We start from the raw sequence: 22,925 nt of genomic DNA on the forward strand, positions 1-22,925 counted from the left end.
TGTAACAGGAGTACAACCATGGCCATCCGCTATTTGAAATCATCCGACACCACCGCCGAGGCGCAAGCCGGCGCAGATGTGCGCGACACCGTCTCTGTGATGTTGGCGCGGATCAAGGCGGGGGGCGAAGCGGCGGCCCTTGATTATTCCAAGCGCCTTGATGGTTGGGATGGCGATATCGTGGTTACTGAAGCGGCTGTTGCGGAGGCCGTGCGGGCTGTGCCGCAAGGGCTCAAGGATGATATTGCTTGGGCGCATGACAATATCCGTCGCTTTGCGGAGGCGCAGCTGGCGACGGTGAGCGAAATGGAAATAGAGCTGCGGCCCGGGCTTTTGGCCGGGCAGAAGCTTATTCCGTTGCACGCTGCGGGGGCTTATGTGCCTGGGGGGCGTTATGCGCATATTGCTAGCGCGTTGATGACCATTACGACGGCAAAGGTGGCGGGGGTCAGTCACATCACGGCGTGTTCACCGCCAAAGCCTGACCAAGGCATTCACCCTGCGATCCTTTATGCGATGCAGCTTGCGGGCGCGGACCGCATTCTTGCAATGGGGGGTGTGCAGGGGGTCGCTGCGATGGCGGGGGGGCTGTTTGGCGCGGCGCCTGCGGATATCCTGATCGGACCGGGGAACGCATATGTTGCCGAAGCCAAGCGGCAGATGTTTGGCCCCGTGGGCATTGATATGTTTGCGGGACCGACCGATAGCATGGTGATCGCGGACGGACGTGCGGACGCTTATACTGTGGCTTGGGATCTCGTGTCTCAGGCGGAGCATGGGCACAATTCGCCTGTTTGGCTTGTAAGTGACAATGGGGCGCTTGCGCAGTTTGTTATGAAGCTTGTGCCGCAGCTTATGGCGGAGCTACCCGAGAGCAACCGTGCGGCGGCAGAGGCGGCGTGGCGGGATCTTGGCGAAGTGATCTTGTGTGATACGCGTGAGGAGATGGCCGAGGTGGCCAACCGATACGGGCCTGAGCATTTGCACGTGCAGGCGGCGGAGCTTGACTGGTGGTCTGATGCGCTGACGTCTTATGGCTCACTGTTTTTGGGTGAGGAGACGACTGTCAGCTTTGGGGACAAAGCGGCCGGGCCGAACCATACGCTGCCCACATCAGGCGCGGCGCGTTATACGGGTGGGCTGTCTGTGCATAAGTTTCTCAAAACCGTGACGTGGCAGCGCGTACAGGCCAAAGCCTTGCCAGAGCTTGCGCGAGTGACGGCGAGTATTTCTCGCCATGAGGGCATGGAGGGCCACGCGCGTGCAGCCGATATCAGGCTTGAGAAGCAACGCGCCAAACTTAGACTGGCAGCGGGCTGAGGAGGCGTATCCTCAGAGCCGCTTTAGCCGCAGATTTGCTCCGCGGTGTCTGCGTATTCGCGGTACTTTTTCCAGAATCGTTCGTTGTTTGGATTGTCCGACTGGCGGATGTCCTGTGCTTTTTGGGGATTGCTGTAAAAGGACGCGGCGAGGGACTGATCGCGGCCAGAGAGGCTCATATCGGCGACGGCTTGGATGCAGCCGCAGAGCTGACGTGAGCGTGCTTTGCGATCGGACATCAGGCAGGCGCGCGAAATTGGTCCGGAGGCGGAACCGACAGCAACAGGCGCTTTGGGTGCGTAGCGTGCGGCGGATTTGTAACCCCCTCCTCCGCAAGACGCGATAAGCGCAAGGGAGGCCAGGGCGGTAAACGTGATCTTGAAACTCATGGAAACTGCTCTCTTTGAGGCTTTTCAGCCTATTTGGTACAATATGGTCGAATTTACGCAGATTTTCAATGACAAGCGCGTGAAGTCTTGCGCTTTGGCTGCGCCAAATCGCCCGTGGGCGCCTCGGCCCTGACGGTCCTCGGCGCAGGGCGCTTTAATTGCTGATGGAGGTCCGTGTGGTTGGGGGCGGATTCGGATATTTTCGGAAAGAGGAATGGGGTGGCTTGCACTTCTTTTGATGGGGTGGGTGATATTGGAACCGCAATTTCGAATTTGCAATCGACTGGGGGCTTGCTCGACTGCAAGGTAGCTTGACGAGGCAGGGATTCCACATCATATCCCAATCCATGACAGACCTTACACACATACGCAATTTCTCGATCGTGGCGCATATTGACCACGGGAAATCCACGCTTGCTGACCGGCTTATTCAGGAGACGAATACAGTCGCTGCTCGGGATATGAAGGAGCAAATGCTGGATGCGATGGACATCGAGCGCGAGCGTGGGATTACGATCAAGGCGAACACTGTGCGGATCGAATATACCGCGCAGAATGGCGAGAATTATGTGCTCAATCTGATCGACACGCCCGGGCATGTCGACTTTGCTTATGAGGTCTCCCGCTCGATGCGTGCGGTTGAGGGCTCTTTGCTTGTCGTGGACAGCACTCAGGGCGTCGAAGCGCAGACGCTGGCAAACGTCTATCAGGCGATTGATGCGGACCACGAGATTGTGCCTGTGCTCAATAAGATCGACTTGCCTGCAAGCGAATGTGACCGTGTGGCCGAGCAGATCGAAGATGTGATCGGGATCGACGCCTCAGGCGCAATCCGTGTTTCGGCAAAGACCGGTGTTGGTATCAAGGAAACGCTTGAGGCCGTGGTCAATCTTTTGCCTGCGCCCAAGGGAGACCGTGCGGCGCCACTCAAGGCGATGCTCGTGGACAGCTGGTATGACTCGTATCTTGGCGTGATTGTTCTGGTGCGGATCATGGATGGGGTGCTCAAGAAGGGCGATACCATCATGATGATGCAAAACGGCTCTAAGCATCATGTGGACCGCATTGGCGTGTTTCGTCCGGCTATGCAGCCTGTCGACGAACTGGGGCCAGGGGAGATCGGCTTTCTGACCGCTTCCATCAAGCAGGTGCGCGACACCAAGGTGGGCGACACGATCACCCATGATAAGCGTCCCACGGAAAAGGCACTGCCGGGCTTTAAGCCCTCTGTGCCTGTGGTGTTCTGTGGCTTGTTTCCTGTGGACAGTGCCGAGTTTGAAGACCTGCGCGACGCGATTGAAAAGCTGGCGCTCAATGATGCGAGCTTCAGCTACGAGATGGAAACATCTGCGGCGCTGGGCTTTGGCTTTCGCTGTGGGTTCCTCGGGCTTTTGCACCTTGAGGTGATCCGCGACCGGATCGAGCGCGAGTATGATATTGAACTCATCACCACCGCGCCGAGCGTTATTTACCATGTTTACATGAAAGACGGCACGATGCAGGAGTTGCACAACCCTGCCGATATGCCCGACCTCACCTATGTGGACCACTTGGAAGAGCCGCGCATCAAGGCGACGATCCTTGTACCGGACGAATACCTCGGGGACGTTTTGAAGCTTTGCCAAGACCGTCGCGGTATCCAGATGGACCTGACCTATGCGGGCAGCCGTGCCATGGTCGTTTATGACTTGCCGCTCAACGAGGTTGTGTTTGATTTCTATGACCGTCTGAAGAGCGTGACCAAGGGCTACGCGAGCTTTGACTATCAGATGATCGGCTATCGTGAGGATTATCTCGTTAAGATGTCGATCCTTGTCAACGACGAGCCTGTGGACGCGTTGAGCACTATGGTGCACCGTGACCGTGCCGATATGCGCGGGCGGGCGATGGTTGAGAAGCTCAAGGACCTGATCCCGCGGCATATGTTTAAAATCCCGATCCAAGCGGCGATTGGCGGCAAAGTGATTGCCCGCGAGACACTATCCGCGATGCGCAAGGACGTGACCGCGAAGTGCTACGGCGGGGACGCTTCACGTAAGCGCAAGCTTCTGGACAAGCAGAAAGCTGGTAAGAAGAAGATGCGCCAGTTCGGGAAAGTGGATATCCCGCAGGAAGCGTTTATTTCTGCGTTGAAGATGGATGGGTGATTTGGGCTTGCTCACTAGCGCTTAGAATTTCTCGAGCCTGTTTAGCTGCTTCTTGACCTGCCTCACCTTCTCTCAAAAAACGTCGAAGCTCTTTGAGTAGTGTGTCTTCCAGTTCTTGCAATAGAAAGTAAGTGCCCCCAACACCATATTCTTGAAGGAACTTTGTTTGGTGCGGGAGCGCTTTTTCGATGGCTTTAACCAAATCGTCGTTTTTGAGTAAGTTCGTTGAGACACCATTTTTCCAAGAAATGATCGTGACAACCGCATGCATAATCGTCTGCGAGTGCGCAGAGTATAGGGCCCATGATAGCGCTGATACGAATGGTCGAGTAAGCTCTGCTTCGGTGCTGTGGATTGGTTTTTGGATTGATTCGTCGCTGACTTCCTCTATCAGCTTTTGAACCCCTGTCATTTTGGCGGTTATGTCTACAAGCTCCTGAACATTGTGTTCTTTGATATGTTCGTTCATTTTATCAATGTTCAAAGACTGCAAAAATTGAGTAGCCATTTGATGCTTTTTGTTTATTGTTGCTGCCCGCCAAAGTTCCTCCGTTGCGGAAATCTGCTTTTCAAGAAGTTTTTCGTTTCTGCTATTGATGCCCGAAACTACCACTCCGCGCAGATCTGCAATTGCAGCTCGTTCACGGACAAGCTTGTCTTCCAAGATTGAAATCTTTTTGTCATGTCGGTGTTCAGTTTTTTGGGAAAGAAATTTCGCAATAAGGTCACGCATGAAGTAAGCAATTATAGCAAGGATCGTAGCCGCGGTGGCACTAGTAACCAATTGATCTGTCAAGCTATCCAGTATTTCTTGCATGATAGCCCCCATATTGGCCGTTCGGTCTTGGCCCAACCGTTCCTGACAATGTGCACTAAACTCCCATTAACCTACAATGCCAAATCTCTGATTTGGCAGCGCCCGAGCCGCCCCCACGGGGCGGGCGCTTTGCTTCCTGCCCCTCGGTTCGGGCGCGGGACTTGTATCAGGGTAGTATCGCATCGCCAGACCGTCCCTGGGCTGGCGATTTTGTGAGGGTAGCGCACCCTTCAGAGGGTTTCGGATTTGGCTGGGATAAAGTGCATCTAACAGGCGTTGGGTCGCCACCCCACGGTCTGGCGATGCGCGGCTCTCGTGGTGTTTGTAGGGTGGGTGTTAACCCACCTTCCGCGCGTGAATGGTGGGTTCACACCCACCCTACGTTCTTGACCCAAATCAAAGCACACCCCTCCAATCCGTCCCATCCTCACCATGAAACCCAACGGGAGGCGAACATGGATATTGAACTCGCAAAGCAAACACTTCTGGCGCGGCGGGCTGAGCTCACGGCGCATTTGCATGAGGTGGAAGACCAGCTTGATGAGCCGCCCTCCAAGGACTGGGAAGACCGCTCTGCCGAGCGGCAGGGGGACGAGGTTCTTGAAGCGCTGGGCGCGCAGGAGCTTGCCGAGGTGCGCCAGATCGATGCAGCATTGGCGCGGGTTGAGGCGGGCACTTATGGCGAGTGTGTCAAATGTGGTGGCGAGATTGCCACGGCACGGCTTCAGCTTTTGCCCGCAACGCCGCTCTGTGCGGGGTGTGCCAAGTGAACGGTCATGGAGGCCCATATGACGTATAAGACACCCCAGATCATCTTGCATTGGCTCGTGTTCGGGCTGATTGCTTGGCAGTTTATCGGCCATGAGCCGATCCGTGGCGCTTTTGATCTCTGGATGAAGGAGGGGGTATTTGCGCCCTCGATTATGGTCGTTGGTCATGTGGCGGGCGGTATGCTTGTGCTCGTCCTTGCGCTTTGGCGTCTGGGCCTGCGGCGCAAGCATGGTGTGCCGCCTTTGCCCGAAGAAGAGGGGCCGCTGGGCCGCGCGCTGGCGCATCTCACGCATGGGGCGCTATATGCGCTGATGCTGCTTATGCCAGTGTCTGGCGCTGTGGCTTGGTTTGGATCTAGCGAGAGCGCGGCCTATGCCCATGGTTTGCTGCGCTTTGGGATGCTTGGCTTTGTTGCGCTGCATGTGGTGGGCGCGCTCTATCACCAGTTTGTTCTCAAGGATAATCTGATGGCGCGGATGAAACGCACGCGGTAGTCCAATCTGACCCAGATCAAAGAATTGCACCTTTTGGAGGCGTAGACTCACTTCAGATGCTATGCCACTGAAAGGGACAGCTATGCTCCGTATTGCGCTTATTTTTCATTTGTTTATCGGTACGACGCTTGCTGGCGTCGCCATGGTTGCGGCTCTGACGATGGGCTATGATACGTTGCAGCCTGTGTTGCTGTCGGCGTTGCTCGGGTTTCTCGTGTCGATCCCTGTGACATGGTATATCGCAAAAGCGGTCTATGAGAACACGTGAAGACATTGCCTGAGCGAACCTGTAAGGCGGGGCAACCCAAGAGAAGGATTGCCCAATGACCTGCCCGCTTTGCTCTGCTGATGCTGACTTGATTGCGATTGATGTGGACGGTGGACCGTTTGGTGCGCAAGCTGAAGTTTGTGCGCTTTGCGCCGAACAGATCGCGGGCGAGCCAGATGCCAACCACTGGCGTGGTCTTGCTTCGGCGATGTGGAGTGAGGAGCCTGCAGTTCAGGTGATCGCGGCACGGATGCTGAAGCGGCTGTCTGGCGAAGGCTGGGCGCAAGATCTGGCTGAGCAGCTTTACCTAGACGACGAGACGCAGGCTTGGGCGGATAATGTCGCCGCCGCGTCAGACCATAAGGACGCCAACGGCGCGGCTCTGGCGCAGGGCGATACTGTTGTTTTGATCAAGGATCTTCCTGTCAAAGGCGCAGGGTTTACGGCCAAGCGTGGCACGGCTGTGCGCGGGATCAGTCTTGTGGCGGACAACCCCGAGCACATCGAAGGCCGCGTGGAAGGCCAGCGGATTGTTATCCTCACGCAGTATGTGAAGAAGAAATAGCGCCTCTTGTTTTCTGCGCTCTTTATCTTTTGCTCGTGGACAAACTATGAGAGGCTCCTCGCAAAAGAGGGAGACCCCACGTGGCCGATTATCTATTCGAACCCGCCGAAGTTTTTGCACTTGAGGTGAAGGGTGATGCCAAACTCTATCCCCTGCGACGCATTTTTTGTGTGGGGCGTAACTATGCCGCCCATGCGGCTGAGATGGGCAATGAAGTCGACCGCGAGGCACCTTGGTATTTTACCAAGCAGGTGGCGCATGCTGTCACGAGTGGTGCGGTGCTGCCTTATCCGCCAGGGACAGAAAATTATCATCATGAGATGGAGCTGGCCTTTGTGCTTGGTGCGTCTGTTTTTCGCGCCAATGCAGCCGAAGCGCAGGCGGCGATTTATGCCTATGGATGCGCACTTGATATGACGCGTCGGGACCGTCAGCAGGACGGCAAGGACAACCGCAGACCATGGTCCCTTGGGAAGGATGTAGAAGGCTCGGCCGTGCTTGGTCCGCTGACCAAAGCTGAAGCGTTTGGTGCAGTGGCGGATCAGCGCATCTATCTTGAGGTGAATGGCGTGACACGGCAGGACGCCAGCCTCGAAGAAATGGTCTGGAGCTGCGGTGAGATCGTTGCGCATCTTTCGCGGTACTATCATCTCGGTGCGGGTGACATCATCCTGACAGGAACGCCTGCGGGCGTTGGGCCTGTGGTTGCAGGGGATAGTATCAGAGGAGGGATTGAGGGGCTGGAAGGCGTAAGCCTGACGCTCGGCACCGCTGAGTAGGGCATGACACGCAATCTGCCGGATAGTGAAGATTCTAGCCCTCATGCGACGGCGTTGTACGAGGCTATGCTCGGCTGGCTGACGCCTTTGGCGGTTGACCTTGTCATTTCTGGTGGGGGACGGGGTGAGATTGGCTTGATGATCGTGCCTGATCGTGAAGTTTTTGTGCAGAATGGAATGAGCCTTGATGAGGCGGGTGGCGTGATGATCTGTGCGCGGGCTTTGGCGGCGTTGCGCGAGCGGCTCACCGACTGGAACGCTGCAGAGCGCGGGGCAAGCTGTCGGATTGGTGTGGCGCTGTTTTTAGCGGAGCCGCCTCAGCTTAACGAAGGGGAGGTGACCGCGAAAGGCGATCTCAACGGCCGTAAGATTATGGAGCGACGGGCGGATATTCTGGATGCGCTTTATGAAGGCCGCGCGGGTGTCGTACGTTTGTGAGATATGAAAAAGGCGCAGCCTGCGAGCTGCGCCTTTTTCTTTAAGTTTGCAGTGAGACTTACGCCAGATCGAAGCGGTCGGCGTTCATCACTTTTGTCCATGCGGCGACAAAATCGGCCACGAACTTCTCTGCGTTGTCGTCTTGAGCGTAAAGCTCGGAGATTGCGCGCAGCTGTGAGTTTGAGCCGAACACGAGATCAACGCGTGTGCCTGTCCACTTCACTTTGCCAGACGTATCGCGGCCTTCATAGACGCCGTCACCAGCAGGGGACCATGTGATGCCCATATCGGTGATGTTGCGGAAGAAGTCGTTTGTCAACTTGCCTGGGGTCTCGGTGAAGACACCGTGACAGGACGAACCGTGCACTACGCCGAGCGCGCGCAGGCCACCAACAAGCGCTGTCATTTCTGGCGCTGTCAGCGTCAGAAGCTGGGCGCGATCCACAAGCATGGCTTCGGCGGCAATCGCGTATTCCTGCTTCTGGAAGTTGCGGAAGCCGTCGGCTTCTGGCTCCATTGGGTCAAAGCTGGCAGCGTCTGTTTGCTCTTCGGTTGCATCAGTGCGGCCGGCTGTGAATGGCACGGAGACGCCTGATGCAGCCTCGATGGCAGCAACGCCACCAAGCACGATCAGATCGGCAAGAGAAACCTGCGCGCCGCCCGCTGTATTGAACTCGGCTTGCACTGCTTCAATGGCGGCGAGCGCTTTGGCGAGGGCTTCTGGCTCGTTGGCATCCCAACCGTTTTGTGGAGCAAGACGGATGCGTGCGCCGTTGGCACCGCCGCGCATGTCCGACGCGCGGAATGTGCTGGCAGAGGCCCAAGCCGTCTTGACCAACTCGGCTGTCGAGAGGCCACATGCAAGCAACTTGGCTTTGAGCGCAGTTACATCCGCATCAGACACGGGTGTGCCTGTGGCGGCGGGAAGCGGATCTTGCCAGATCAGGTCTTCGGCAGGAACCTCAGCGCCGAGGTAGCGCACTTTTGGTCCCATATCGCGGTGTGTGAGTTTGAACCATGCGCGGGCCCAAGCGTCGGCAAATTGATCAGGGTTTTCGTGGAAACGGCGCGAGATTTTCTCATAGGCCGGGTCCATACGCATCGCCATGTCGGCTGTTGTCATCATTGGGATGACTTTGTTGCCTGAGCCATCAACTTCAAAGGCGAAGTCTTCGTCTTTGAGGTCAATCGGATGCCAGATATGTGCGCCCGCGGGTGACTTGGTGAGCTCCCACTCATAGCCGAAGAGCAGGTCAAAATAACCGTTGTCCCACTGGATCGGGTTGGCAGTCCATGGGCCTTCGATTCCAGATGTTGTGGTGTCGATGCCTTTGCCTGACTTGTGGTCATTCTTCCAGCCAAAGCCCATTTGTTCAATGGGCGCGCTTTCTGGGTCTGCGCCAACAAGAGCAGGGTCACCTGCGCCGTGTGCTTTGCCGAAGGTGTGGCCGCCTGCTGTGAGGGCAACGGTTTCTTCATCGTTCATGGCCATGCGCGCGAATGTCTCGCGGATGTCACGGCCAGAGGCGACTGGGTCAGGATTGCCGTTGGGGCCTTCTGGGTTAACGTAGATCAGACCCATTTGTACGGCGGCGAGAGGATTGGCCAATTCGCGATCGCCTGAATAGCGACCATCTGCCAACCATTCGTCTTCGTCACCCCAGTAGATGTCTTCTTCAGCTGCCCAGATGTCGGGGCGTCCGCCTGCGAAGCCGAAGGTTGGGCCGCCCATGCTTTCGATGGCAACATTGCCTGTGAGGACGAAGAGATCAGCCCATGAGATTTTGTTGCCGTACTTTTGTTTGATTGGCCAGAGAAGGCGGCGGGCCTTGTCGAGGTTGCCGTTGTCAGGCCAGCTGTTGAGGGGCGCGAAGCGTTGGTTGCCTGTCCCTGCGCCGCCGCGACCGTCGGCTGTGCGGTATGTGCCTGCTGCGTGCCACGCCATGCGGATAAAGAACGGGCCGTAGTGGCCGTAGTCTGCTGGCCACCAGTCTTGGCTGTCTGTCATGAGGGCCGTCAGATCGGACTTGAGCGCTGCAAGATCAAGCTTTTTGAACTCGGCGGCGTAGTCAAAGCCTTCGCCCATGGGGTCTGACTTGCGATCATGCTGGTGCAGGATTTTGAGGTTGAGCTGGTTTGGCCACCAGTCGCGATTTGAGCGGGTGTTCATGCTGGCTGCGCCGTGCATGACGGGGCATTTGCCTACGTTGTTTCCGTCCATGTCATATCTCCCTGATACTGTGCTGGGCGCGTTTGCGCCGAATCTTGCGTTTCCTAGAATTATTCTAACCCAGAAGCTTGATAGGAATAAGTTGCATTTTCTAATCGGTTTGATAATTTTTACTTATGGCAAACATCACATTGAAACAGCTGCGCTATTTTGAGGCTCTTGCGGGTCAGGGGCATTTTGGCCGTGCGGCGGAGCTTTGCTCTGTGTCGCAGCCTGCGCTCTCGATGCAAATCAAGGAACTTGAAGCCCAACTTGGCATGGCGTTGTTTGAGCGCGGGGCACGGCAGGTCAGGCTAACGGCGTTTGGTGAGGATTTTGGCCGTCATGCGCGAGGTGTTTTGCGCGGGGCGGAAGAACTCGAGGAAATGGCGCGCAAGGCGCAGGAAGAGTTTAGTGGCCGATTGCGGCTTGGCGTTATTCCGACGATTGCACCTTATCTTTTGCCTCGGATTTTTAAAGCCTTGGCGGCGAAATATCCGCGGCTTGATATTCAGGTCCGTGAGACGCTGACCTCCAAGCTTCTGGAAGAGCTTGATGAAGGACGGCTTGATGCGGCGATCCTTGCCTTGCCAGTGTCGGAGCCCAGTTTTGAGGAAGTTCCTCTGTTTGAGGAGAGCTTTGTCTTGGTCCGCCCTGAGGGCGAGGCGGGATTGCCAGTGCCGAGTGCAGACAGTCTGAGCCAGATGCGGCTTTTGCTTCTGGAGGAGGGGCATTGCTTTCGGGATCAGGCGCTTTCAGTGTGTTCGATCCCGCAGATGCGCCCGCGGGACGGCTTTGACGCGAGCTCGCTATCGACTTTGGTCCAGATGGTTGGCGCGGGTATGGGTGTGACGCTTATTCCGGAGATGGCAGTGCCTGTTGAGACGCGCTCGGCCACTGTCTCATTGGCGCGGTTTGCTTCTCCCGAGCCCATGCGGAGCGTCGGTATGATCTGGCGCAAAAGCAGCCCGCTTATTGATCAGCTGCGAGAGGTGGCGGGCGTGGTACGGGATGCGGCTGCGTATACTAAAGAACCTCTTTGAAGCGTGAAAACAGCTCTTGCTGGGAGGAAATGCTTAGCTTGCGATAAATGTTGCGGCGATGAACCTTGGCGGTTTCATAGGCCATCCCGAGCTTAAGCGCGGCTGAGGCGTTTGAGTGGCCTTGCAAGACAAGTCCTGCGATCTGGGTTTCACGCTTGGTTAGCTTTACCCCGAGAGTTTCTGCGGCTTCCGTTTGAATGATTTGTGAAAGGTGGCGGGCGGGCAATGTGGCAATGGGCGAAGGCTGAGTTGCGCGGTATATGCAGTGCGCTTTCAGCATTTCGAGGAGGATTGGGCTGTAATGTCTCAGACATTGAAGCTCTTTGCGCCGGAAGGGCCGTGTTTCTTCGCGGCGACTGATCGAAATATGGGCGATGTCTCCCGAAGGAAGGGGGATCAGCAGCCCTATCTCGTCACAGAGTTTCGTTTGGCGATAATACTGCAGGTAATACTCGCTTGTAAAAAAACGGTCTGGGGCGATCTCGGACAAGCGATACATCGCTCCGCCCTCGTTTAGCGTGTCAAACTGGTAGAAGGGGTCGAGCCGATAGGCGCCCATCAGGTATTGTTCCATGGCGACTTGGAGCATCGCTGTGCGGCGCAGCCAGCCATCTAGAAAGTGCGGCGCGCCATTCGGATTGAACTGCAAGATTAACAAAGTATCGAACCGAAGCTTCGCGCGCAGGAGGTTTTTCAGGTGTTTGAAAAAGGAATCGTTCTGGGAATTTGCCATAGCCTTGCGCAGGCGGACGACATCTCTTTGTGAGAGTTTTTCAGGCATTTATACCCCCGTTGGCGAAATTACTGCGTAAAAAATACCCCAATCGGGGTATTACATGAAGGGGTATTCGGCGTAGGCTTGAAAAAAAGAACGACGTGTTTTGCATCTAAAAGATGTAGTCCGACACCAGCACGCACAACGGGAGATTTGAACTTGAGTACAGCCATTAGCGTGAGAAACTTGCGTAAAGTGTATCCTGGCCAGCCACCTGTTGTGGCTTTGGCTGATGCGAGCCTTGAGATTCAGGATAACGAGTTTTTCACGCTTCTGGGGCCATCGGGCTGCGGCAAGACCACGCTTTTGCGCTTGATTGCTGGATTTGAACACCCGACCTCCGGGGCGCTTGATATGTTTGGCGAAGATCTGCTGGATTTGCCGCCTTACAAGCGGCCCGTGAATACTGTGTTTCAGAGTTATGCGCTTTTTCCACATTTGACGGTTGCCCAAAATATTGGCTTTGGGCTTGAAATGCTTGGCAGGCCGAAGGCCGAGATTAAGGCGACAGTCGAAGAAATGATGGAGCTCGTCAAAATGACCGAGATGGCGGACCGCCAGACCGGGCAAATCTCTGGCGGGCAACAGCAGCGGGTTGCGCTTGCGCGGGCGCTGGCGCCAAAGCCCAAGGTTTTGTTGCTCGATGAGCCTTTGAGTGCGCTGGATTTCAAGCTGCGTAAGGAGATGCAACTTGAGCTGAAGCGGCTTCAGACTGAAACAGGTATTACCTTTATTTTTGTGACCCACGATCAAGAAGAAGCGCTGACGATGTCAGACCGTATCGCTGTTATGAGTGCAGGCTCTATTCGTCAGATCGGCCGGCCCCGTGATATTTATGATCACCCTGCAGAACGGTTTGTCGCTGATTTTATTGGGGATACGAATTTTCTCCCTGCGGAGCTTGTTTCTACTGAAGAGCAGACAGGGACTGTCCGGCTTGCCTCTGGGCAAATGACAACTGCGCGTATTCACGAAGGTTCAGATGTTAGCGGGCAAGTGACGCTGGCGATCCGCCCTGAGCACGCCTCGTTGGTGCGCGAAGCGGATGGGGTGTTGGCTGGAACGCTGGGCAATGTGGTCTATTTTGGGACGGACACGCATTATCATGTTGGACTGGATGACGGGACAGCCTTTGTGATCCGAACGCAAAATAGCCCGGATACGGCTGCGCAATTTGAGAGTGGTGCGCGGGTTGGTGTGACGTTTGGCGCGGACGTTGCGCAGGTTTTGAGGGATTGAGGCATGGCTGATCTGTCCCAGAAGGAAGCCAAGAGGGTCTCTCGCGTGCGATGGATGCTGCTTGCGCCTGCGCTGATTATTCTTTTGTTTGCTGCGAGCGGGCCTCTTTTGATCACGCTTGTCTACTCGTTTCTATCGGCGGGCGATTATGGCGGTGTTGAGTGGACCTTCTCAACAGATGCTTGGTTTAACGTCGTTATGCAGCGGGATATTTTTGACGACACTCTTGGGTTTTCGGATGCGCACCTCAGCATCTTCTGGCGCTCTGTAAAGCTTTCGCTGATGACCACGTTAGCCTGTATCTTCTTTGGGTTTCCGACGGCCTATTTTATCGCCACGCGGCCCAAAAAACAGCGCGACTTCTGGATGCTGCTGATCATTATTCCCTTTTGGACCAATCTATTGATCCGAACCTTTGCTATTGTTGAGCTGATCCGCAACGAAGGGACGCTGAACACAGTATTGCTGGCGCTTGGGCTGATCGATGAGCCGATCCAAATGCTTTACACCGAATTCGCGATCGCTGTGGGCATGGTTTATGTCTACCTGCCACTGATGGTTTTGCCGCTGTATGCCTCGATGGAGCGGCTCGACTTCAGCCTCGTTGAGGCGGGGTATGATCTTTATGCTACGCGCCTAAAAGTGCTGCGCCGTGTGATCTTGCCGCTGGTCAAGCCGGGGGTGATTGCAGGGTCAATCCTTGTTTTTGTGCCCTCGCTTGGAGCTTATGTGACGCCGCGGGTTTTAGGCGGGGGCAATCAGCTTATGCTTGGTAACCTTATCGAGCTTCAGTTTGGGCAGGGGCGCAACTGGCCACTTGGGGCGGCGCTTTCGATTACTTTGTTGGCGATTGTTATGGTTGCGCTGCTCACTTATGTGCGCGCCGTCGGGAACGAGGAGGTGAAGCATGGCTGAGCGGAAAGGCTTCAACATCCGCCGCCAAACGGGCTTTGCGACAATAGCTGTGGCATGCTTTGTGCTCCTCTATCTGCCGATCCTTTTGCTGGTTGCTTATTCCTTTAATTCAGGCAGCTCGATTGCGATCTGGGAGGGGTTTTCTTGGCGCTGGTATCAGTCGGCTTGGGAAAACGAGCTGGTGCAGGAGGCGACTGTGCGCAGTTTGGTCATTGCGGTTTGGGCCTCCTTGATCTCGACAACTGTGGCAGTCTTGGCTGCTCTCGCGACAACGCGTACGCGCAAGTTTAAGGGGCAGGGGGCTGTGTTTGCTATGATCAACCAGCCGCTCATGGTTCCTGAAATTGTGACGGCTGTGGCACTTCTGATCTTCTTTGCAATGATCAAGGTGGCAACAGGGTATTCGGGGCTTTTGTATCTGATTATCGCGCATGCGGCCTTCTGTATTCCGTTTGCTTACCTGCCTATCCGAGCGCGCCTTCAGGGTATGGATCTCAGCCTTGAGCAGGCGGCAGCAGACCTCTACGCGACGCCATTTCAGGCGTTTCGTCGTATCACGTTGCCTCAGCTTTGGCCTGGGATACTGGCAGGTGCGATGCTGGCTTTTGTGATTTCTTTGGATGACGTTGTGATCACCGAGTTTGTCAAATCAGCGGGGCAAGACACTTTGCCCACCTACATGCTGGGACAATTGCGCCGCGTGATCACGCCTGAGATCAACGCAATCTCGACAGTGTTGATTGGAATTTCGGTCACGATGGTGATCGGGTTCACGCTGCTGAGTAAAATAAGAAACTAGACCAACCCAAAACCAACCACAGGGAGACTACACAATGAAAAAAACAATGGTAGCTATGGCACTGGTGCTGGCGAGTCCCGCTTATGCGGACGGCGAGCTCAATATCTACAACTGGGGCAACTACACATCGCCCGAGATGATCACAAAATTTGAGGCCGAGACAGGCATCAAAGTTACGATCACCGACTATGACAGCAACGACACAGCACTTGCCAAAATCAAGGCTGGCGGGCACGGGTTTGATATCGTGGTTCCATCGGGAACTTACGTACCGATCTTTGTTGGTGAAGGTCTGCTGATGGAGTCAAAACCCAACGAGATGGAAAACTTCAAGCACATGGACCCTCAGTGGGTCGATGTCGAGTTCGACAAAGGGCGCAACTATACTGTGCCTTGGCAGTGGGGCACCGTTGGTGTGACAGTAAACACCGCGATTTATGGCGGCGACATCAATACCGCAGCTGTGATCTTTGATCCGCCTGAGGAGCTCAAGGGCAAGATCAATGTTGTGCCCGAGATGAACGATGTCATGGGCATGGCCATTCACTATGTGGGCGGTGAGCAGTGCACGGCGGACAAAGAAGTCCTTATGAAAGTGCGCGACACGTTGCAGGCCGCTAAGCCGAACTGGCTTTCTATGGACTATGGCATGATCGAAAAGTTTGCGGCGGGCGATGTGGCTGCAGGTGTGAACTGGAACGGGGCTTCTTTCCGCGCACGGGAGAAGAACGCTGACATCGGTTTTGGTTATCCGCAAACAGGCTTTCCTGTTTGGATGGACAATGCCGCGATCCTGTCTGATGCCAAGAACGTTGATGAAGCCAAAACCTTCCTTAACTTTATTATGGACCCTGAAAACGCAGCGATGCTGTCATCGTTTGCGCGCTATGCAAACGGGATCGCTGGCTCTGAAGCCTTTATGCCAGAAGACATGAAAACGTCTCCTGAGATTGTTGTCCCAGCGGAGCTGAAAGCGGCGGCTTATGTGGCCAAGACCTGCCCGCCAGAAGCGACGAAGCTCTACACGGCGATCTGGACTGAACTTCAGAAATAAACACCATGCGGCCCCGTCAAAGTGACGGGGCCGTTTTTCTTTTGCGGAGAGCGAAATGACCCCCGACATTATTATTTTCAACGGCGCGTTGATGACTTTTGACGCGGAGCAGCCACAGGCCCAAGCGCTTGCGATTGCGGGTGGTGTGATTACGGCTGTTGGCAGCACGGATGACATTCGTGATTTGGCGGCGCCCGAGACACGCCTCATTGACGCCAAAGGCGGCACAGTTTTGCCGGGCTTTATCGACAGCCATGTGCATCTGTTTGGTGGCTCTGTCGAGTTGAGCTGTCTTAACCTCTACGGGTTGCATGGGTTGGAGAATATGGCTGAGGCGATCAGGCATTATGCGGCGGCGAATGTAGAGGATCAGCTCGTTTTCTGTGTGATGTGTGATTATGGAATTCTGGGCACTGGTAAGACGCCAACACGCCATGACCTTGACTACATTTTACCAGCACGGCCCTTGGCGATGTTTGCGCCTGATCATCACACGGTCTGGGCCAATACCGCAGCGCTTGAGCTTGCGGGCTTGCTTCAGGGCGGGACAGTTGATGCGGGCTCACTGATCGTGATGGGCGAGGATGGCTTGGCGAGCGGCGAGCTTCTTGAGCCGGGAGCCTATAGCCCAGTGCTTGCGCTGACGCGGCACGGGGGGCGAGAAATGATGGGGCTGACCACAGGCAAAGACCCTGTGCGAGCACCAAGCGAAGCCGAGCGTGAGATGGACAAGGATGTGATCGCTCAAGGGCTGATACATTGCGCGGAGCAGGGCATCACGGGGCTTCATCTGATGGACGGCAACGTTTATCAGGCCGAGCTGTTGAGCGAGCTTGAGGCCGAAGGGCGGCTCTTGTGCCGTTGCGAAGTGCCGTTTCACTTTAAAGGCACAGACCCGATTGAGCGGATTGCGGCGGAAGCGCCTGCGATGCGCGCGCGCTTTCAAGGCGATATGGTGCGCTCCGCGCATTTGAAGATGTTTATCGACGGTGTGGTTGAGAGTGGCACAGCCCTCATGCTTGAGCCTTATCCCGGAGAGATGGGAGCGGGCGGGAACATGGGCGATGAAGTCTTCACGCAGGAGCACTTTGTGGCGGCTTGTATCGAGGCGGACCGCCTCGGCTTTCAGATCGCGGTGCATGCGATTGGTGATGCGGGGGTGCGGCGCACGATTGATGCCTATGAGGCGGTGCAAAACGCCAATGGCGTGCGCGACAGCCGACATCGTATTGAGCATTTGGAAGTGATGCATCCGAGCGATATTCCGCGCCTTGCTAAGCTTGGTATTGTTGCCTCCATCCAGCCAGGTCATGCGCCGTTTGGGGGCTATTTTCCTCCAACGGGCGTCGGACAATATCTGCATGATCATCAGATTGCTGGGGCCTACGCGTGGCAGGATATTCGTGAGACAGGTGCTAAAGTCATTTTCTCGACAGATTGGCCCGTGATCCCTGTGGATGTGATGACCAATGTCAAAGCGGCGGTCGCACCGCAGAAACTTGGAGCGCTGTGGCGTGATCAGGCGCAGACACTTGAAGATACGCTCGAGAGCTACACCAAAGGCAACGCTTGGGCTGAGTTCAGAGAGGATCGCAAGGGGCAGTTGAGCGTGGGAATGATGGCGGATGTCGCTGTGATGAGCCACGATCTGAGCATGGTGTCGCCCGATGTTATTAATGCGGCGGCTGCTATGATTACGATTTGCGATGGGAAAGTGACGTTTGAGCGCTAAAGCGTGACGCAAAACCCATTGACGCGATAGAAGCATGCCTCGCAGGATTTGACTGTGGGGCATGGCCTCAAATATTTTTTGGGGGGGTATCATGACGTATGACGAGATAGCTGATTTTGTTTTGGGGCCGATTGATGTGCCTGACAGTGCGCTCGAGATGAGCGCGACTTTGTTGCTTGATACGATTGGTGTGGCGGCAGGTGCAGCGAGCATGGAGGCGGGGCGGATCGCACGGGACCATGCCGTACGTTTTCAGGCCGCGTCTGATCCGAGCGATGCGGCAACGCTTTTGTTTGATGGCCGCAAGGCTTCCATCACAGGTGCCGCTTTCGCGCTTGCGACACAAATTGACAATTTGGACGGGCATGACGGGTACAATCCAACCAAGGGGCATATTGGCTGTGCGGTTGTGCCTGCACTCTGTGCGTTTGCCGAGAGGATGCCAGAGCTGAGCGCGCGCGCGGCGCTTGAGGCCTTTGCCATGTCTTATGAAGTGTCGGCTCGAGCTGCGATTTCTCTACATGCGAGCGTGAGCGACTATCATACCTCGGGCGCGTGGAATGCGCTGGGCGTTGCGGCTCTTGGTTGCAGGTTGCGTGGCGATGGCCCCGAAGTATTGCGTCAAGCGCTTGGCATCGCCGAGTACCATGGGCCTCGCAGCCAGATGATGCGGGAAATCGCAACACCCACGATGCTTCATGACGGTTCAGGCATGGGCGCGCTTGTGGGGACGATGGCTGTGCTGATGGCAGAAGACGGCTTTACGGGTGCGCCCGCGATTACCGTGGAGGCTGAAGAGGTTTCTGCGCATTGGGCCGATTTGGGGCAGCTTTGGACTGTGGAGCTGAATTATATCAAGCCTTACCCGATCTGCCGCTGGGCTCATGCGGCGATTGATGCGCTTGGAGGATTGCTCAAAGCGCACCAGCTGGGTGAGGAAGATATCGAACGTATTGACGTACGTACCTTTGCAGAATCGGCCGAGCTATTTGCGGGGCTGCCAGAGACGACCTCGCAGGCGCAGTATTCGCTTGGGTTTGCTCTCGCAACGCGGCTTGTCCATGGGCACATAGGGCCAGAGCATATTTCGGGTGATGGGCTCAAAGACAAGGCTGTGGCAGCGGCGCTCAAAAAGATCAACGTGTGCGAAGAGCCGCGCCATTCGCAACGTTTCCCAATTGGGCGTTGGTCGGATGTGACGCTCACTTTGAAGGATGGACGCAGCTTTCACTCTGGAGATGTGCATGCCCGGGGCGGGCCTGAAGCACCAATGGAGCTGGCCGAAGTTGAAGCGAAGTTCTTCAATTTCTGTGCAGCTTTGCCCCAGGCGCGCTCCAAAGCGATGTGGCAAGCGCGTGCGCGCTTACTCGAGCCAGAGGCAAAGTTTTTGGAGATTCTCTCGCTTTTGTTTGACGCACCGTCCGTGCGCTAGGCAAAGGGCCAACAAAGCGCTTTTGCCCGCAGGCAAGCGTCATAATGTTGCTTTTAAGAGTGATTGGCTGGGATGGTAGGATTCGAACCTACGATCTACTGTACCAAAAACAGTTGCCCTACCGCTAGGCCACATCCCAACTCTGAGCGCTAATTACTCGCAAGAGGCGGTGCTTTCAAGCCTGATATGAAAATTTTTCAAAACTAGGTCTTAGGCGGCTGTTTATTCAATGATTTCGTTTTCTTTGATGCCCCAGAGCGCTTTTTGAGGGGCCCAGCCTTTGTATCCGCCAGCCGTGAGTCTGCACCAACCCTCGCTACATTCGTTGAGGCGAGCAATCACACCCATTTCGAGGCGTGCTGCAACTTGGGTGTCGGGATTCGGGCGGATGTGGAGGGACAGCATGTCTTCCTCAATGATCACATTGCGTGATCCTGACAAAAGGGAGTAGTGGACCCAGCCGCCCACACCATCGCGGTCGCGGACGCGGCGCCAGTGGCCGTATTCGGCTGTGATCTCGACGGGCATACCTTTGCGGGTGAAAACCCAGTCGATTTTGTGGCTCAAGGATGGGCCGCGACGGACATTGCATTCGTCAGATTTGATCGAGACAAAGCGGGGGATAGGCAGATTGGTTACGCTGCCGCGCAGGGTTTCTGCACGTGCGGTTGCGGCGTAAACCATCAGCGCCAAAGAAATGGCTGTGAGATATCGGATCATGCTCTTGCCTGCGTTGACTACTAGCTTTTTTGCCGTTGGGTTCTTGTGCCTCGGCTATCTATCGTTCACTTTGCCAGTAACGCACAAAAAAGAAAAGCGAATGGAGCTTGCCCATGCCATCTGGACGCCTGAGTGTTGTTGTGACGCGACGCCTGCCTGAGCCTGTTGAAACACGAATGAAAGAACTGTTCGATGTGACACTTCGCGATGATGATACGCCGATGAGCCGTGACGAACTGGCCAAGGCGATGGCTGAGGCGGATATTCTTGTCCCGACCTTGACGGACACGATTGACGCCAATTTGCTTGCGCGCGCTGGGGAGCGGCTCAAACTGATTGCCAACTTTGGCGCAGGGTTTGACCATATTGACGTGGCGAGCGCCTTGCAGCGGGGCATTCTTGTCTCCAATACCCCGGGTGTTTCGGCGGATGACACGGCTGATATGACTATGGCGCTTATGATGTCTGTGACGCGCCGTATTCCCGAAGGGTTGCAGCAGATCAAAGACGGTGGCTTCTCCGGCTTTTCGCCAACGGCGCTTCTCGGCACGCGGGTGAGCGGCAAGCGACTCGGGATTTTGGGAATGGGGCGTGTTGGCCAAGCGGTTGCGCGGCGTGCACGAGCGTTTGGTATGCAGATCCATTATCACAATCGTCGTCGTTTGCGCGAAGAGACGGAAGCAGCGTTTGAGGCGACTTATTGGGAAAGTCTCGATCAAATGGTGGCGCGGATGGATGTGATTTCTGTCAATTGCCCGCATACACCCTCGACGTTTCACCTGATGAATGCGCGGCGTCTCAAGCTAATGAAAGACGGCGCTGTTATCATCAACACCTCTCGGGGTGAGGTCATTGATGAACCCGCTTTGACGCGCCTTTTGAAGTCTGGCGACATTTCGGGTGCGGGGCTTGATGTCTTTGAACACGAAGGTGAAGCAAACTCTGAGTTGCGAAATCTGAACAATGTTGTGCTGCTGCCGCATATGGCCAGTGCGACCCTCGAAGGACGTCTTGAGATGGGTGAAAAAGTCATCATCAACATCAAGACATTTGCGGACGGGCACCGCCCGCCTGATCAGGTTGTGCCATCTATGCTCTAGGGCTGGCGCGCTATGTGTTGAGCGGCTGATGGCATCAGAAAGGAAGACCTCTTGACGAAATACGTCGGCAGTCTGGCTTTGGTTGCATCGCTTTTTATGAGCGGGGCCTGTCTTATTGCACAGCAAGTCGCGGATGATGTCGCGCCTGAGAATGCGACTGAACTCGGCGGATATGCATTAAACGAAGCCGTCCGTGAGGCGCAAGCGACTAAAGCATCAGGCGCGGCCACGAGAGCAGAGCGCTGGATGATTGCGGCAGCAAACCCATATGCGGCCGAGGCTGGCGCCGCTATACTTGCCGAAGGTGGAACCGCTGCCGATGCGATGGTTGCTGTACAGGCGGTTTTGGGGCTTGTTGAGCCGCAAAGCTCGGGTCTTGGTGGTGGAGCGTTTTTGCTTTGGTTTGACGCAAAGACTGGTGAGATCACGACCCTTGATGGACGCGAGACGGCTCCATTGGAGGCGCGGCCCACTCTGTTTCAGGATGCCGAAGGCGAACCTCTGAAGTTCTTTGATGCTGTTGTCGGGGGGCGTTCTGTCGGGGTTCCGGGCACGCCAGCTCTGATGCAAGAGGCGCATCGGCGCTGGGGGAGCAGCTCGTGGGCGAGCTTGTTCGCGTGGGGGATTGCGCTTGCCGAAGATGGTTTTATCGTTTCTCCACGGCTTGCGGCCATGGTGTCGGACGATGCCGAACGCTTGGCGCGTGATCCTGTCGCGCAGGACTATTTTTTTCCAGACGGAAGGGCTCTGACCGAGGGGCAACTGCATCGCAATACAGCCTATGCTGAGAGCCTTCGGGCTCTGGCGGGCAACGGTGTGACGCCATTTTATACTGGTGCGATTGCCAAGGCGATTGTTGAGAAGGTGCGAAATGCCCCAGACAACGCAGGCGTCTTGAGTGAGGTTGATTTTGCACTCTATCGAGTGCGCGAGCGTGAGCCCGTGTGTGTGGCGTATCGCGGGCATGATGTTTGCGGGATGGGCCCACCCTCGTCAGGAGGGATCAGCGTGGGCCAAACGCTCGGTCTGCTTGAGGGCTATGACTTAGGTGCGCCAGAGGAGGCGCGCGCATGGCGGTTGATTGGTGACGCCAGCCGCCTGAGCTTTGCCGATCGTGGACGATATATTGCAGACAGTGACTATGTGCCTGTGCCTGTTGAGGGGCTGCTCGCGGCTGAATACTTGGGCCAGCGTGCAGAGCTTTTGCGGGGTGACACAGCGCTTGGGGCCGTCAGCGCAGGGGAGCCAGAGTTTGATCACAGTCTCATTCTGGCCGATGATGAGGCGATCGAGCTACCCTCGACATCACATATCTCGATTGTCGACAGCTTTGGAAATGGTCTTTCCATGACCACAACAATCGAAAACGCTTTCGGTTCAAGGCTCATGGTCGGAGGCTTTCTACTCAACAACGAGCTGACAGATTTTTCCTTCCGATCGCACCGCGACGGCGTTCCAATTGCCAATCGCGTGGAGCCAGGCAAGCGCCCGCGCAGCTCTATGGCCCCGACAATCGTTTTGAAAGATGGCAAGCTTGCTGTTGTTGTCGGAAGCCCGGGTGGATCGCGTATCATCCCTTATGTTGCCAAGACGCTTGTGGCTCATCTTGACTGGGGCCTAAACCCTCAGGCCGCTGTCGGCCTGCCGCATCTCATCAACCGCTTCGGCGCTTATGACATTGAGGAAGGCACATCTGCCGAGGCGCTCGCTGTGCCCCTGCGCGCTATGGGATATGAGGTCGGTATCCGCGCTCTCAATTCTGGCCTGCACATGATTGTGGTTGATGAAAATGTACTCACAGGCGGCGCAGACCCTCGCCGCGAAGGAGTGGTTCTCGGGAATTAATCACCCAATTTTCGCACAAAATTCATTTTCTCGCCACGGTTCTGGTTTCTGTTCACCATATTGAAACAACGATT

General features: G+C 55.8%; 22 protein-coding genes and 1 tRNA gene. 17 read left to right on the plus strand and 6 right to left on the minus strand.

From position 1 onward, the window contains the following. Window positions 1–18 precede the first annotated feature (18 nt). Window positions 19–1,320 (plus strand): histidinol dehydrogenase, encoded by a 1,302-nt coding sequence (hisD, locus tag DSM117340_RS00590; protein ID WP_089887014.1) that lies wholly within the window; start codon window positions 19–21, stop codon window positions 1,318–1,320. A gap of 23 nt (window positions 1,321–1,343) precedes the next feature. On the opposite strand, the gene DSM117340_RS00595 is transcribed toward hisD, so the two are convergent. After that, entirely contained in the window at window positions 1,344–1,709 is a 366-nt protein-coding gene (locus DSM117340_RS00595) for an arginine transporter (RefSeq protein WP_245724326.1), read from the minus strand. Between the two features lie 347 nt (window positions 1,710–2,056). Here DSM117340_RS00595 and lepA point away from each other — a divergent pair, with 347 nt between their 5' ends. After that, a complete protein-coding gene (gene lepA, locus DSM117340_RS00600; RefSeq protein ID WP_089887016.1) occupies window positions 2,057–3,856 on the plus strand; it encodes a translation elongation factor 4 in 1,800 nt (599 codons plus the stop codon). Here the strand turns inward: lepA and DSM117340_RS00605 are convergent. Further along, window positions 3,828–4,673, minus strand: a complete 846-nt coding sequence (locus tag DSM117340_RS00605) for a hypothetical protein (RefSeq protein WP_089887018.1) — start codon at window positions 4,671–4,673, stop codon at window positions 3,828–3,830. The genes lepA and DSM117340_RS00605 overlap by 29 nt on opposite strands. A 455-nt stretch (window positions 4,674–5,128) precedes the next feature. Between DSM117340_RS00605 and DSM117340_RS00610 the strand changes: the two genes are divergently transcribed. The 6 genes from DSM117340_RS00610 (at window position 5,129) to DSM117340_RS00635 (ending at window position 7,988) form a co-directional block, all read left to right on the plus strand. Beyond that, window positions 5,129–5,443 carry a TraR/DksA C4-type zinc finger protein gene (locus DSM117340_RS00610; protein WP_089887019.1) on the plus strand — a complete coding sequence of 105 codons (315 nt, stop codon included), beginning with the start codon at window positions 5,129–5,131 and terminating at the stop codon, window positions 5,441–5,443. An 18-nt stretch (window positions 5,444–5,461) separates the two neighbouring features. After that, window positions 5,462–5,938, plus strand: a complete 477-nt coding sequence (locus DSM117340_RS00615; RefSeq protein WP_177170594.1) for a cytochrome b/b6 domain-containing protein — start codon at window positions 5,462–5,464, stop codon at window positions 5,936–5,938. A gap of 82 nt (window positions 5,939–6,020) precedes the next feature. Then, window positions 6,021–6,206: a CTP synthetase gene (locus tag DSM117340_RS00620; protein ID WP_089887023.1), complete on the plus strand. Its 186-nt coding sequence runs from the start codon at window positions 6,021–6,023 to the stop codon at window positions 6,204–6,206. A gap of 55 nt (window positions 6,207–6,261) precedes the next feature. Continuing rightward, window positions 6,262–6,771: an alkylphosphonate utilization protein gene (locus DSM117340_RS00625; RefSeq protein ID WP_089887025.1), complete on the plus strand. Its 510-nt coding sequence runs from the start codon at window positions 6,262–6,264 to the stop codon at window positions 6,769–6,771. 80 nt (window positions 6,772–6,851) lie between these two features. Continuing rightward, entirely contained in the window at window positions 6,852–7,550 is a 699-nt protein-coding gene (locus tag DSM117340_RS00630) for a fumarylacetoacetate hydrolase family protein (RefSeq protein ID WP_089887027.1), read from the plus strand. A gap of 3 nt (window positions 7,551–7,553) precedes the next feature. Then, the gene (locus DSM117340_RS00635; protein WP_089887029.1) at window positions 7,554–7,988 is read left to right on the plus strand and encodes a hypothetical protein; all 435 of its coding nucleotides are present in this window, start codon (window positions 7,554–7,556) and stop codon (window positions 7,986–7,988) included. A gap of 58 nt (window positions 7,989–8,046) precedes the next feature. Here DSM117340_RS00635 and katG read toward each other — a convergent pair whose 3' ends face one another. Continuing rightward, window positions 8,047–10,209 carry a catalase/peroxidase HPI gene (katG, locus tag DSM117340_RS00640; RefSeq protein WP_354689831.1) on the minus strand — a complete coding sequence of 721 codons (2,163 nt, stop codon included), beginning with the start codon at window positions 10,207–10,209 and terminating at the stop codon, window positions 8,047–8,049. Window positions 10,210–10,334: 125 nt separating this feature from the next. On the opposite strand from katG, the gene DSM117340_RS00645 reads away from it, so the two are divergent. Further along, entirely contained in the window at window positions 10,335–11,240 is a 906-nt protein-coding gene (locus DSM117340_RS00645; RefSeq protein WP_089887033.1) for a hydrogen peroxide-inducible genes activator, read from the plus strand. On the opposite strand, the gene DSM117340_RS00650 is transcribed toward DSM117340_RS00645, so the two are convergent. Continuing rightward, a complete protein-coding gene (locus DSM117340_RS00650) occupies window positions 11,224–12,021 on the minus strand; it encodes a helix-turn-helix transcriptional regulator (RefSeq protein ID WP_089887035.1) in 798 nt (265 codons plus the stop codon). The genes DSM117340_RS00645 and DSM117340_RS00650 overlap by 17 nt on opposite strands. 180 nt (window positions 12,022–12,201) lie before the next feature. On the opposite strand from DSM117340_RS00650, the gene DSM117340_RS00655 reads away from it, so the two are divergent. The 6 genes from DSM117340_RS00655 to DSM117340_RS00680 all read left to right on the plus strand — a co-directional run bounded on the left by DSM117340_RS00655 (window position 12,202) and on the right by DSM117340_RS00680 (window position 19,186). Next, window positions 12,202–13,254, plus strand: coding sequence for an ABC transporter ATP-binding protein (locus DSM117340_RS00655; RefSeq protein ID WP_271437417.1), 1,053 nt, complete (start codon window positions 12,202–12,204; stop codon window positions 13,252–13,254). 3 nt (window positions 13,255–13,257) lie between these two features. After that, on the plus strand, window positions 13,258–14,169 hold the full coding sequence (locus DSM117340_RS00660) for an ABC transporter permease (RefSeq protein WP_089887037.1): 912 nt from the start codon (window positions 13,258–13,260) through the stop codon (window positions 14,167–14,169). After that, window positions 14,162–14,968 (plus strand): ABC transporter permease, encoded by an 807-nt coding sequence (locus tag DSM117340_RS00665; protein ID WP_089887039.1) that lies wholly within the window; start codon window positions 14,162–14,164, stop codon window positions 14,966–14,968. Before DSM117340_RS00660 ends, DSM117340_RS00665 begins: the two co-directional genes overlap by 8 nt. Before the next feature lie 34 nt (window positions 14,969–15,002). Then, complete coding sequence (locus DSM117340_RS00670) at window positions 15,003–16,022, plus strand: extracellular solute-binding protein (RefSeq protein ID WP_089887041.1); 1,020 nt, start codon at window positions 15,003–15,005, stop codon at window positions 16,020–16,022. 55 nt (window positions 16,023–16,077) lie between these two features. After that, window positions 16,078–17,754, plus strand: a complete 1,677-nt coding sequence (locus DSM117340_RS00675) for an amidohydrolase (protein ID WP_089887042.1) — start codon at window positions 16,078–16,080, stop codon at window positions 17,752–17,754. A gap of 91 nt (window positions 17,755–17,845) precedes the next feature. Further along, the gene (locus DSM117340_RS00680) at window positions 17,846–19,186 is read left to right on the plus strand and encodes an MmgE/PrpD family protein (RefSeq protein WP_271437413.1); all 1,341 of its coding nucleotides are present in this window, start codon (window positions 17,846–17,848) and stop codon (window positions 19,184–19,186) included. A 64-nt stretch (window positions 19,187–19,250) separates the two neighbouring features. Here DSM117340_RS00680 and DSM117340_RS00685 read toward each other — a convergent pair. Next, a tRNA-Gln gene (locus tag DSM117340_RS00685) sits at window positions 19,251–19,325 on the minus strand. Window positions 19,326–19,408: 83 nt separating this feature from the next. Next, a complete protein-coding gene (locus DSM117340_RS00690; protein WP_089887044.1) occupies window positions 19,409–19,906 on the minus strand; it encodes an SH3 domain-containing protein in 498 nt (165 codons plus the stop codon). Window positions 19,907–20,019: 113 nt separating this feature from the next. Here DSM117340_RS00690 and DSM117340_RS00695 point away from each other — a divergent pair, with 113 nt between their 5' ends. Both DSM117340_RS00695 and ggt read left to right on the plus strand, forming a co-directional pair. Then, the gene (locus tag DSM117340_RS00695; protein ID WP_089887046.1) at window positions 20,020–21,006 is read left to right on the plus strand and encodes a D-glycerate dehydrogenase; all 987 of its coding nucleotides are present in this window, start codon (window positions 20,020–20,022) and stop codon (window positions 21,004–21,006) included. Window positions 21,007–21,102: 96 nt separating this feature from the next. Next, window positions 21,103–22,851, plus strand: coding sequence for a gamma-glutamyltransferase (gene ggt, locus DSM117340_RS00700; RefSeq protein WP_089888834.1), 1,749 nt, complete (start codon window positions 21,103–21,105; stop codon window positions 22,849–22,851). Window positions 22,852–22,925 lie beyond the last annotated feature (74 nt).

The sequence above is a fragment of the Lentibacter algarum genome, assembly GCF_040580765.1.
Classification (GTDB): Bacteria; Pseudomonadota; Alphaproteobacteria; order Rhodobacterales; family Rhodobacteraceae; genus Lentibacter; species Lentibacter algarum.